The 12,686-nt window shown below is 39.2% G+C and carries 12 protein-coding genes; 7 read left to right on the top strand and 5 right to left on the bottom strand.

The genetic code is table 11. The annotated features are described in order from the left end of the window. Nucleotides 1-72: 72 nt before the first annotated feature. A complete protein-coding gene (locus WJM97_RS03760) occupies nt 73-396 on the bottom strand; it encodes a type II toxin-antitoxin system PemK/MazF family toxin (protein ID WP_353931712.1) in 324 nt (107 codons plus the stop codon). After that, the gene (locus tag WJM97_RS03755; RefSeq protein WP_353931711.1) at nt 390-650 is read right to left on the bottom strand and encodes an AbrB/MazE/SpoVT family DNA-binding domain-containing protein; all 261 of its coding nucleotides are present in this window, start codon (nt 648-650) and stop codon (nt 390-392) included. The genes WJM97_RS03760 and WJM97_RS03755 overlap by 7 nt, the downstream gene beginning before the upstream one ends. Before the next feature lie 348 nt (nt 651-998). Between WJM97_RS03755 and WJM97_RS03750 the strand changes: the two genes are divergently transcribed. Beyond that, a complete protein-coding gene (locus WJM97_RS03750; RefSeq protein ID WP_353931710.1) occupies nt 999-1,163 on the top strand; it encodes an S-4TM family putative pore-forming effector in 165 nt (54 codons plus the stop codon). Nucleotides 1,164-1,335: 172 nt separating this feature from the next. Here WJM97_RS03750 and WJM97_RS03745 read toward each other — a convergent pair whose 3' ends face one another. From WJM97_RS03745 to WJM97_RS03735, 3 genes are all read right to left on the bottom strand, one after another. Then, nucleotides 1,336-1,533 (bottom strand): AbrB/MazE/SpoVT family DNA-binding domain-containing protein, encoded by a 198-nt coding sequence (locus tag WJM97_RS03745; RefSeq protein WP_353931709.1) that lies wholly within the window; start codon nt 1,531-1,533, stop codon nt 1,336-1,338. 105 nt (nt 1,534-1,638) lie between these two features. Next, nucleotides 1,639-4,341: a cyanophycin synthetase gene (cphA, locus tag WJM97_RS03740; protein ID WP_353931708.1), complete on the bottom strand. Its 2,703-nt coding sequence runs from the start codon at nt 4,339-4,341 to the stop codon at nt 1,639-1,641. 175 nt (nt 4,342-4,516) lie between these two features. After that, nucleotides 4,517-5,380, bottom strand: a complete 864-nt coding sequence (locus tag WJM97_RS03735; RefSeq protein WP_353933099.1) for a cyanophycinase — start codon at nt 5,378-5,380, stop codon at nt 4,517-4,519. Between the two features lie 692 nt (nt 5,381-6,072). Here WJM97_RS03735 and trmD point away from each other — a divergent pair. The 6 genes from trmD to WJM97_RS03705 all read left to right on the top strand — a co-directional run bounded on the left by trmD (nt 6,073) and on the right by WJM97_RS03705 (nt 12,610). Beyond that, nucleotides 6,073-6,780: a tRNA (guanosine(37)-N1)-methyltransferase TrmD gene (gene trmD, locus WJM97_RS03730; RefSeq protein ID WP_353931707.1), complete on the top strand. Its 708-nt coding sequence runs from the start codon at nt 6,073-6,075 to the stop codon at nt 6,778-6,780. A gap of 41 nt (nt 6,781-6,821) precedes the next feature. Beyond that, entirely contained in the window at nt 6,822-7,310 is a 489-nt protein-coding gene (gene ispF / locus WJM97_RS03725) for a 2-C-methyl-D-erythritol 2,4-cyclodiphosphate synthase (RefSeq protein WP_353931706.1), read from the top strand. Between the two features lie 19 nt (nt 7,311-7,329). Continuing rightward, nucleotides 7,330-7,884, top strand: a complete 555-nt coding sequence (locus WJM97_RS03720; protein WP_353931705.1) for a hypothetical protein — start codon at nt 7,330-7,332, stop codon at nt 7,882-7,884. 36 nt (nt 7,885-7,920) lie between these two features. Then, nucleotides 7,921-8,550, top strand: coding sequence for a PIN domain-containing protein (locus WJM97_RS03715; RefSeq protein ID WP_353931704.1), 630 nt, complete (start codon nt 7,921-7,923; stop codon nt 8,548-8,550). 24 nt (nt 8,551-8,574) lie between these two features. After that, nucleotides 8,575-10,359, top strand: coding sequence for an ABC transporter substrate-binding protein (locus tag WJM97_RS03710; RefSeq protein ID WP_353931703.1), 1,785 nt, complete (start codon nt 8,575-8,577; stop codon nt 10,357-10,359). 496 nt (nt 10,360-10,855) lie between these two features. Next, complete coding sequence (locus WJM97_RS03705; RefSeq protein ID WP_353931702.1) at nt 10,856-12,610, top strand: DUF1565 domain-containing protein; 1,755 nt, start codon at nt 10,856-10,858, stop codon at nt 12,608-12,610. Nucleotides 12,611-12,686: the final 76 nt, after the last annotated feature.

Genomic DNA, 12,686 nt, shown 5'->3' with positions numbered 1-12,686 from the left:
CTTTTTTGTTTCGCGCAAAGGCGCTAAGGAGCAAAGGCGCAAAGGAAGAGGAGGAAGAAGAGGGAAGGTTATTTATTTTGCGAACATTTCGGCTAAGATACCCAAAACTGCTTTTTGTTCTTCTGTGGTAATTTGACCTAGAAGTTTGATTAGTCGAGTTTTATCTATTGTGCGAATTTGGTCAAGTACAATTTGTCCTTCTTTTCCTTGAAATTGACAGGTTACTCTTGTGGGGTATGGTTGCCCTTTTGTTGTCATTGGTGCAACGATGACAGTTGAAATATTATGGTTTATTTCGTTGGGTGAGATTATTAAACAAGGGCGTGTTTTTTTAATTTCACTGCCAATGGTAGGGTCAAGATTAACTAGGAAAACATCAAATCTGTTGACTACCATTGCCATTCTGTTTCATCCCATTCTGTTGTGTTGATGTCATCTAATAAGACATCATCGCTTTTTTCTGCCATTTCTATAAATGCTTGTTCCCAACCTTTTCTTACTTGTTCAACTGGGCGAATAATGAGATGATTTCCTTGAACTTCTATTTCTACTTCTGAGTTAATTCCGCTTTGTTCTAATAAGGTTTTGGGAATGCGTAACCCTTGGGAGTTACCGATTTTGACTATTCTGGTTTTAATAGCTTTACCCATTTTCTTTTTTGGGGATAGGGTAGTGTTTACATTGTAATTACAAGAATGGGAATAGTCAACCATGAAATGCTCACGCAAATACGCAAAGACGCAAAGTTTTTTAGCAGTTATGGTTGTTTATTGACATTTATACAGATGTACTATAATAGGGTTTCTGATTTATACAACAACATCTCAAGAACTCGAAAGAGAATCATACATTTTACAGAATCAAATCTATAGGAATAATATTTGATTCTTGAAAAGATACGTAGATACGTAGGGTGCGTTAGTGATAGCGTAACGCACCAAACCCTTGATAATGGTGCGTTACGAACTCCGTTCTAACACACCCTACAATACCTAATTTTGTATGGCTACGCCACGCAAGCTATCAAAATTCAAATAGGAGTCCTATATGATAACCGCCGTCTAAGCCCATTAATTTTTGACTGGTTATACTATAGATTAAAAAAACAAAATGAGGAAGAAATGAATAAAGGTACTAAAGCTTTGATTCAAGAATTGCTTTAATCTACATAGATATTTTCTGTGTAGCCTGTATAATATAATTATCGGTCAAGAGGTATGACATTTTCAGATCGTGGTAGCAAGGTCTACCCTTGACTAACTTTTATTTTGAAATAATTCAGTCAAATTTTGACTATAAATAATGTATAAAAAATGATTTTACTTACACCAGTTTCTAGACATCATCTAATAAAATATAATCGCCGTTTTCCGCCATTTCTATAAATGCTTTTTCCCAACCTTTTCTTACTGGTTCAACTGGGGAAATAATCTCATTATTTCCTTGAAATTCTATTTCTACTTCTGAAGTAATACAACTTTTTTTTAAACTTCTTCTTCCCTCCAAGCATCCCAAAAAGACAATTTTTAACACCAACCTACTTAATCACTAATAAAAAACCCGATTACCCAACGAACTTAAAACACCAAGAAAAATAATCACAAGTAGAGACGCATTGGTTAACGCCCCTACTTGAAATTAGAGTAAGGTGTTAACCACAGAAGAAGGTGCTACCCCATTTTGGGAATCACTGATAGTAGTATTTGCATTCTGTGGCTGTATTTCTTCCTGTACACCCCGCACCTTAATTAACCGAATAGCGCGACTCACACTTTCCGGTAAAATTACCACCAGACTACCATCAGGAGCCATATCAAGGGCTTTATCTATCGCTTGGGTTTCATCCAGAATTGATTCATAGCGAGAGTTAGGTCTAACCTCCTTAATACCCTCAATAATCAAATCTGAAGCCGAACCCCTAGCTCGACCTCTGGTATCATCATCTTCTTTGACAATAATGTAGTCAAAGATGTCCGCTGCTAACTTACCCAGAGTCACAAAATCTTCATCCCGGCGATCGCCAGGTCCACCCACTACACCAATCCGCTGTCCAGTTGTCCAATTACGAACAAAAGAACCAACAGCTTCATAACTAGCGGGATTATGGGCATAATCTACCAAAGCATGGTATTTGCCTAAATTAAACAGATTCATTCGTCCCGGTGTCTGACTTACCGAAGCGCGGAAAGTTCTTAAACCAGCACGAATTTCCTCAATAGTCACATTTTGGACAAAAGCTGCTAAAGCAGCCGCCAAAGCATTAGCAATCATAAATGGTGCTTTACCACCCATTGTCAAGGGGATATTTTCTGCTCTTTCTATGCGGTGAGTCCAATCACCTTTGACAATTGACAGATAACCATTTTCATATACTGCTGCTACTCCACCCTTCTGGATATGTTTTCTGACCAATTCCGAGTCAGGATTCATCGTGAAATAAGCAATATTAGCTTTTGTTTTTTCTGCCATTGCTGCTACCCGATGATCATCAGCATTGAGAACAGCATAGCCATCAGGATACACAGCTTCTGCAACCACACTTTTGAGATTAGCTAATTGATCAATGGTATCAATATCACCGATACCTAAATGATCTGCGGCCACATTTAACACCACACCCACATTAGCAGCATCAAAACCTAAGCCAGAACGGAGAATACCACCGCGAGCCGATTCTAATACAGCTACTTCCACTGTGGGATCTTGAAGGATGACATGGGCGCTTTGGGGCCCGGTATTATCTCCAGCCTCTACTAAGAAATCACCGATATAAGTACCATCAGTCGTGGTATAACCTACAACTTTACCTGTTTGTTTATAAATGTGTGCTAACAAACGAGTAGTAGTAGTTTTACCATTAGTACCTGTGACACTGAGAATGGGGATATAACTGGGTTTTTCGCTGGGGAACAACATATCAATCACTGCACCGGCCACATTGCGAGGGATACCCTGACTAGGAGCAACGTGCATCCGAAAACCTGGAGCGGCGTTAACTTCCACAATGACACCATCTACATCTCTCAAAGGACGGCTAATATCTGTAGTCACCACATCCAGTCCAGCAATATCTAAGCCGATGATTTTCACTACCCGTTGTGCTAACCACAAATTTTCTGGGTGAATCTCATCAGTGCGATCTATGGCACTGCCGCCGGTGCTAAGATTGGCAGTTGCTCGTAAATAACAGATAGTACCTTTAGAGGGTACACTATCCAGGTCATAACCTTGCCTATCTAGCAGTTGGTAGCTGCTACGGTCTAACTCAATCTTAGTTAAGACATTATCATGTCCTTCGCCACGATTTGGGTCTTTATTAGTTTCATCAATCAATTCAGCAATGGTAGACCTACCATCAGCAACTACGTGGGCAGGTATTCGTTCAGCGACGGCAACAACTTTACCATCCACCACTAATACCCGATGGTCACGGCCGACATAATAGCGTTCAATAATAATCGAACGCGAAATCTGTCTAGCAGTTTCATAGGCAGCTTCAGCTTCATCCCAGGTTCTGATATCAATGGTGATACCTCGTCCATGGTTGCCATCTAAGGGTTTAATGACAATGGGATAACCGCCTACATATTCAATGGCTTCTTCCAAATCATCCAAGAAGTTAATTACCGTACCTCTGGGAACTGGTACACCATTGGCATCGAGTATGCGTTTGGTGGCTTCTTTATCACAGGCTAGTTCTACACCGAGAATACCTGTGTTGTTGGTCATAGTTGCTTGCATCCGCTTTTGGTTGACGCCATAGCCTAGCTGAATTAAAAAGCGTGCAGGTAGGGACATCCAAGGAATACCGCGCTTTTCTGCCTCTTTGACAATTGCTTCTGTAGAAGGTCCCAAAGAAGCATCACGCCAAAAATCTTTCAGGTCTTGGATATCTTGCTCTAGTTCTGCTTTCGGGTAACGACCCCGATCAACGATGCTTTGACACAGCCGTACTGCTGCACGTCCGGCATAACGTCCCGCCTCCTCATTTAGGTACTCAATTACTACCTGGTAAACTCCAGGTGTGGCAGTCTCACGGGTGCGGCCAAAACCTACGTGCATTCCAGCTAATTCCTGGAGTTCTAGGGCGACGTGTTCTACGATGTGACCCATCATCGTCCCTTCTCGTACCCGCATCAAAAACCCGCCACGGCAGCCGGGGGAACAATAATGACCCTCCAGACTTGGCAGTGCCTCAACTAACCCCTCATAAAAACCGGGGATTTCGTTGGAGGGCGTTTCCGCAAGGCTTTCTAGATCAAGGCGCATGACGATCAGTTTATGGCGTCGAATGCTCCAGTAGTTTGGGCCGCGTAAGGTCTGGATCTTGAGGATTCTCATGGGAATAGGTAGATGGAGATTCGGAACCAAAATTCTAGTTTCTTACTGTAATTGACCGCTAAACTGTTCACAACAAACAGTTTTTTTCTTTTTGGATAGTATTTGTCCAATTGTTATTGGCAGTAAGAAATCTGAGAGCGGTCAATTAACATATAACCTCGTGTACTCTATCCCTTCAGCTGGAGATCCTATGCACCGCTGGCAAAACAGTACGTTGGTAAAGATGGAAGCGATCTCCATAGCTGAGGATATGTAGACGTAAATTGTGTACAGTTAAGGGTTCGTTGGCACTAACATGGGGTTCATTGGTGTGAGTAAGTTCTGTCGGATCGACAATTGTGACGCTACCTTTACCCATGACTTGCAGCCAACCATCTCGTTCAAACACAGCACAAGTATCTTCATCAATGCCAATGCCAAGGCGATCAGGATGGGCAGAGATCGCACTGATCAGTCTTCCCATCCGGTTACGGTTGTGAAAATGCTGATCAACAATCACTTCGGGGATAAATCCCAAACCTGTTGCCATGTCTACAAGGGAACGATTGGGAGTTTCGCCACTCCCACCACCAGCAATCATGTGATGTCCCATTACTGCCGCCCCAGCACTTGTTCCGGCTAGGGTTAGTTGTCCTGATCTCACCCGCTGACGAATAATATCCATTGCTGGTGTGTCTGACAGAACTCCACAAAGGCGTAATTGATCTCCTCCCGTTAAAAACACTCCCGTACAGGCTTCTAAGGATTCTTTAATCTCTGGATTTTCGCATTGTTCCCGTTCCCGGATGTCTAAAATCTCGACTTTCTGCGCGCCCATGTCTTCAAAAATGCGAATATACCGACCACCGATGATGGCTGGTTCACGGGACGCTGATGGCACAATTGTAATATAAGCTTTACTAGCACCAGCACGGGCAAAAAAAGTCCGTAAGATTTCTCGTCCGTGAACTTTGTCTTCTGCGCCTCCGATAACTAGCACGGCGGTTTTCGTTGCTTGGGGTGTCCTCATTTCCAGCGATTTAGCTTTTAATTGCTGCATTGTGTTTCTCCGGTCAACAACTTCTGAAGCCACTGCCTTAGTGATATAGTCCATTTTTGGGGAGCTACTGTTTTGGCCGGGTGTTCCGACTTAAAACCAGTAGCGTGGTTTCTCCCAGGAGGAACTACTGTTCACTTAGTGTGCCTTATGCACAAGGGTTTCCCCGGCTTGTGGCGGATGGCGGGTGAATTTAACAAGGTTTAGTGCCTGTTGATTTTCGCCCTTTGCTTTTTTGAGAGGACACTTTTGATCAGTTTGGAGTGGCGAAATCCGTCTCTCCATCTTCTCACTCAACGCACACGATACCTCAGTTTTGTCATGTCCGTTGTCCTCATCGCCAGCGACTTGTTTTTTACCTATCCACTTATTCCAGACTGGCAAAATAGTGTTTGGAGTCTATGTCTCCCTTCTGGATTTGGGCAAGCAGGTCTTGACAATCTTTTTTCTGAGGCTGGCTCGATACATCCTGGAAGTTGTTAACTTTTGGTGAGATTATTAATTTAAATTTAGTTGTGACAACATTTAAACATAAATTAAGTAATTAGAAAAACTTTTGATGGCACTAAAAAAACCAGCATTCTGGTAGTTTTAGATACTATTGATGAAGTTTATCCCTAATACTACCTCCCTTGAACTATTTCCGTTTACTGGATACTCAAATTTAAGATTAGTGTCATTAAATACGAATTACTGTGCGTTTTGATATAGTTACGCTTTTTCCAGACTGTTTTACCTCAATTCTGACTTCCGGTATTTTAGGTAAAGCCTTAGCCAAGCAGATTGCCCAAGTAAATCTGGTCAATCCCAGAGATTTTACTACTGATAAGCATCGTAAGGTTGATGATGAACCCTACGGTGGTGGTGTGGGTATGTTGATGAAACCTGAACCGATTTTTGCTGCTGTGGAATCTTTGCCAGTTCTACCCCGTCGAGAGGTGATTTTAATGAGTCCTCAAGGGCAAACGATTGATCAGCCTTTACTGCGTGAATTAACTGCGAATTACCACCAATTGGTTGTGATTTGCGGACACTATGAAGGAGTAGATGACCGGGTTTTGAATTTGGTAACTCGTGAAGTCTCTTTGGGTGATTTTATTCTCACAGGGGGAGAAATTCCCTCTATGGCTTTGTTAAATGGCGTTGTACGATTATTACCTGGAACTGTGGGTAAGGTAGAGTCTCTTAAAGCAGAAAGTTTTGAGGAGGGTTTATTAGATTTTCCTCAGTACACTCGTCCTGCTAATTTTCGTGGTTGGAAAGTTCCAGATGTGCTACTCAGTGGTAATCATGCAGAAATTGCCCGTTGGCGTTTTCAACAACAAATTGAACGCACTGCTTCCCGTCGTCCCGATTTGCTGGAAAAATGGCAAGAAGAAAGGGAAGAGGGGTCTGGGGACTAGTGACTGGTGACTGGGTAAAAATAACTGATGACTAATAACTAATGACTATGAAAATCAGAATTGGTAACGGCTACGATATTCACAAATTAGTGAGCGATCGCCCTTTAATCCTCGGCGGTGTTAACATTCCCCATGAACTGGGTTTGTTAGGACATAGTGATGCTGATGTCCTTACTCATGCCATCATGGACGCTATGCTAGGGGCTTTATCTTTGGGAGATATTGGACACTATTTCCCCCCTAGCGATCCCCAATGGAAAGGGGCTGATAGTCTTGTACTATTAAAACAAGTCAATCGCCTGATTCTTAACCAAGGTTGGAAAATCGGCAACATTGATTCTGTGGTAGTTGCCGAACGTCCCAAATTAAAACCCCACATTTCTACAATGCGGGATAAATTAGCGGGGGTTTTAGAATTAGAATCAAATCAAGTTGGTGTCAAAGCTACCACTAATGAAAAACTGGGCCCCACAGGTAGAGAAGAAGGTATTTGTGCTTATGCTGTAGTTTTATTAGTGGCTAGTGATTAGTTAATAGGAGAATGAAAAAATGTTTAGCTTAGATAAACCTGAAGACCTGGTTAAAATTAGGCTTATTTCCAGCATTTGGAATAGTAAATGTGACTCACCGGAGAAAATAGAAAGTTTATTTCTTATCTCCTATCCAGATATTATTGTATTAGATGAAAATCAGCAAATCGCATTATTGGTTGATGTTCAAGCTAAAAAAATAAAAGAAGAAATAAATGAAAAATATTTATCACAAGTTACCAAGCTATATTTACAGAATTCAAAACAAGAAACTCGTTTTGCAATGTTTGCTGAACTAGACAATATCACTATTTTTAAATTCAAAAATGGTAAGACACAAAATAGTCCATTAAAGTTAGAAACTTCTGATATTCTCAGTAAATATGACAGCAGTTTTCAAGACAAGAAGCATAAAATATTTGCTTTCTATTTGAAAACATTAGTAGAATCTTGGTTAAGAGACTTAGCTTATCACTGGAAATCAGACAAACCACCAGCATCTAACCAATTACAACAGATTGAATTATTGCATAAAATAGAAGGGGGAGATACTTATTCGCACAATGATGAATAAAAAAACATAGAGAATTTAATGATCAGGTAGATTAAGGTGACAATACTTTACATAGAAACTAATTTTTTAATGGCTATTGCTAAAGGGCAAGATCCCGAAGCAGAAAATTTACTATATAACCCACCTAATGAAATACGTATATTTATACCAAATATTTGTTACGTTGAAGCTGTATCTGTATTCAAGATAGAAAAACAAGTAAGAGAGTCTTTTAAAACAGAACTAGAAAAGAAAATTAAAGAAGCTAAACGTGATCTATCTTCTGCCAATGCTATATCTTTAATTAACAATTTAGAACAAGCAAAAATTGATAATGATTTATTGCTTGATGATATTCAATATCGTCTTTCCAGTGCTATTGATGGAGGAAATTCTCAGGCAAACAGTCTACTTATACCCAATGTTCAACTCCAGAATACTTGTAGAATAATGTTAACTCAACCAGAAACATTGTTAGTCAAAAACGATATCATGGATAACTTAATTATAAGATGTATTTTAAATCATGCGGATTCACATTCTCAAGAAGAAAAAGCATTTATTAGTAATAATAGTAAAGACTTTAGTAAACCTGAAGTCAAAGAAGTTTTAAGCAGTGCTGGAATCACATATTTTACAATGACACAGCACTTTCTCGACTGGTTTAACTCCCGTTCATCAACCTAAATAAAATTTATATTTTCTGCAATTATGAAACTCAATAAAAACCTTATCGAACACACAAAACGCCTCTTATTAATAATCACTCTCCTCTCATTTACAGCATTATCAATCACAGGTTGTAACCCCACACAATTGAAAAAAAGTGATGCAAAAGTACCTCAATTAGTAAGTAGTATTCTCAGCGATCCCAAAACATTTAACTATCCTCTCAGTTCCGAATCACCTAACATTTTTGGTTACACCTATGAAGGATTGCTTTCCCAAAATCCCCTCACAGGAGAACTAGAACCAGATTTAGCGGAATCATGGGAAGTTTCCGAAGATAAATTAAAAATTACCTTTACCTTAAAAGACAACTTAAAATGGTCAGATGGTAAACCATTAACCGTTGATGATGTCGTCTTTACCTACAACGACATTTATCTAAATGAAAACATTCCCACAGATATTAGAGACATTCTCAGAATTGGCAAAGATCGCAAATTACCGAGTGTGAGAAAAGTTGATAATAGACGAGTAGAATTTAGTGTTCCCGAACCATTTAGACCTTTTTTACAAAATACAGGTGCGGCAATTTTACCCGCTCATGTTTTAAGGGAATTTGTAGAAACAAAAGACAAAGATGGAAAACCAATATTCTTAACTAAATGGGGTGTAGATACACCACCAGAAGAAATCATAGTTAATGGACCATATCAACTAGAACGATATGACACAAGTCAACGAGTAATTTTTCGTCGTAACCCCAATTATTGGAGGAAAGATCAACAAGGTAATTCCCAACCTTACATAGAAAGAATTGTATGGCAAATTGTCGAATCAACAGATACTTCTTTATTACAATTTCGTTCTGGTGGTTTAGATGCTGTAGGAGTAACACCTGATTATTTTTCATTGTTAAAAACCCAAGAAAAACAAGGTAATTTCCAAATATATAATGGTGGTCCATCTACCAGTACAAGTTTTGTGTTTTTCAATTTGAATCAAGGTAAGAGAAATGGTAAAACATTAGTAGATCCTGTAAAATCTCGTTGGTTCAATAATGTAGAATTTCGTCAAGCTGTAGCTTACGCAATTGATAGACAAACCATGATTAATAATATTTATCGTGGTTTAGGACAAACTCAAAACTCACCAATTTCTGTACAAAGTCATTATTATCTACCTCCAGAAAAAGGTTTAAAAGTTTATGATTATAATCCTGAAAAAGCCAAGCAATTACTACTAAAATCTGGATTCAAATATAATGCAGAAAATCAATTAGAAGATGCTCAAGGTAATCGTGTCCGCTTTTCCTTACTTACTAATGCAGGTAACAGAATTAGGGAAGCAATGGGTTCACAAATTAAACAGGATTTAAGTAAGATTGGGATTCAAGTTGATTTTACACCTTTAGCTTGGAACACATTTTTAGATAAGTTATCTAATACTTTAGATTGGGAAGCTTCTTTAATCGGTTTAACTGGTGGATTAGAACCTAATGATGGTGCTAATGTTTGGTCTCCTGAAGGCGGTTTACATATGTTTAATCAAAAACCCCAACCAGGACAAAAGCCTTTAGAAGGATGGAAAGTTGCACCGTGGGAAGAAAAAATTTATCAACTTTATATTCAAGCTGCACAGGAATTTGACGAAGAAAAAGTAAAAGCTCTTTATGCAGAAAGTCAAAAAATAACGCAGGAAAATTTGCCGCTTATTTATTTGGTAAATGCCTATTCTCTATCAGCAGTCAGAAATCGGTTTGCAGGAATTAAATTTTCTGCGTTGGGAGGACCCTTCTGGAATATTCATGAAATCAGAATTACAAAGTAGGAAATAGATGAATTTATGATCACTGGATTTTGTGTCTTTTTATGTCAATTTTTCAAAACAACGCCTTTTTCACTTCTTTTGTTCATAACAGTGATGTTTCGACAAAGTTTACACTAAACACGGTTGGGAAATGGATTTTTGCAAGATCACGAAAAATTTTGATGTGTAATGGTTTAGCACTGCTAAACTCCTATCTATAGAATCAAATAATTAAGCCGTTTTGAGTATAAACAACAAAAACTGGTGTTGCATAAATGCGGGATGAATTGGCGGTTAAAAGCATTGGAAAGTCGTTCTAAATTGAGTGAAATAATGCCATGATTCAGCAACGCCTAATTTCCCTGTTGATATTCAAAAAATTGCTAAACTTGATAATAGATTAATGTAGCTGACCAAAAGTATAAATTTTGCAACATTTTGTAATAGATTTACCACCGCCCAAGTCAAAATTCAATCAATGGGTTAGTATTTCTATGTCTGTTGTAAAAGTATAATTATGACTCAAACATTTTACGTAAGTCCTAGCACTGGCGCAGATACTAACCCCGGTACTCAACAAGCACCTTTCAAAAGTATTACTAAAGCCTTACAAATAGCCACCATCAACGATAAAATTCGACTAGCAAACGGTAACTACAACGCTGCTAATGGTGAAATTTTTCCCCTCACTGTACCCGTGGGTGTTACGGTAGTCGGTAATGAACCAGATAATGGTAACGGTGTTTTCATAGAAGGTAGTGGTAATTATCTTAGCCGAACCTTTGCCCGTCAGAATGTCACTTTTGTCCTGTTGAATAATTCAGAATTACGAGGAGTAACAGTCACTAACTCTGATAGTCGTGGTACTGCTGTCTGGGTAGAATCAAGTACACCCACAATTGCTAATAGCACCTTTACTAAATGCAAACGGGAGGGAGTTTTTGCCACTGGTGACGCTAACCCCGTAATTCAAGATAATATTTTCAGAGAAAATGCCGCCAATGGTATTTCCATTGCCAAAAATTCCCAAGGTAAGTTACAGGGTAATATCTGCGTTAACACTGGTTATGGTATTGCGATTAGTGATAATACATCTCCCACGCTGACAGATAACCAAATTTATGAAAATCGTTCTGGAATTATTATTTCCGGCAGTTCTCGTCCTATTTTACGAAATAATCTGATTGAAAGAAATACTGATGATGGTTTAACTGTAATTTCTCAAGCTTTACCTGATCTTGGTAATGTTGATAATCTGGGTGGTAATACTATCCGTAATAATGGTAATTTCGATATCCAAAATGCAGGTAGCAATACTCTGGTTTCTGTGGGAAATCAAATAGATGCTGCTAAAGTTAAGGGCAAAATAGAGTTTGTTAATATTTCAGCACCTACACCTGAACCCATTCCGGAACCTACACCTGAACCTACACCTGAACCTATTCCCGAACCTACACCAGTACCTACACCCGAACCTATTCCCGAACCTACACCTGAACCTATTCCCGAACCTATTCCCGAACCTACACCTGAACCTATTCCCGAACCTACACCCGAACCTATTCCCGAACCCATTCCCGAACCCATTCCCGAACCCACACCTGAACCCATTCCCGAACCCACACCTGAACCTATTCCAGAACCTACACCTGAACCTACACCTGAACCTATTCCAGAACCTACACCAGTACCTAAAAATGTATTAACAGATATTGGTAATCATTGGGCGGCGGCGTTTATTGAAGAATTAGTTAACCTGGATATTATTAAAGGTTATCCAGATAGGACATTTAGGCCGAATGCAACTATGACTAGGGCGCAATATGCCGCATTATTAGTGAAAGCTTTTAACCCAACTAATAAACGTGAAGCTATTAATTTTAAAGACGTATCAGAGAAGTTTTGGGCTTTTCAAGTTATTCAGCAAGCCTATCAAGGTGAATTTTTGTCTGGTTATCCTAATAATACCTTTGCGCCAAATCAAAATATTCAGCGTGTACAAGTGATTGTTTCTTTAGTAAATGGTTTGGGATTATCTGCTACTTCAAAAACTAGCAGTATATCATTTGATGATGAAGCAAAAATTCCTAACTATGGCAAAGATGAAGTCATAGTTGCCACCCAAAGAAAGATGATTGTTAATTACCCTAGTAAAAATTTATTTAACCCTACCCGTGATGCCACAAGGGCAGAAGTGGCTATGATGGTATATCAAGCTTTACTTGATGCAGGACGTGTAGCGGTGATTAACTCGCCCTACATTGTCGGTTAAAAATTAATAATTCAGAAGTCTCCCGATTTTGGATGACTTCTGACTAAAAACTGTTTGTAAACTTGAAAATATTGCT

The organism is Okeanomitos corallinicola TIOX110, assembly GCF_038050375.1.
Classification (GTDB): domain Bacteria; phylum Cyanobacteriota; class Cyanobacteriia; order Cyanobacteriales; family Nostocaceae; genus Okeanomitos; species Okeanomitos corallinicola.
This window is presented reverse-complemented; position numbering and strand designations above follow the sequence as displayed.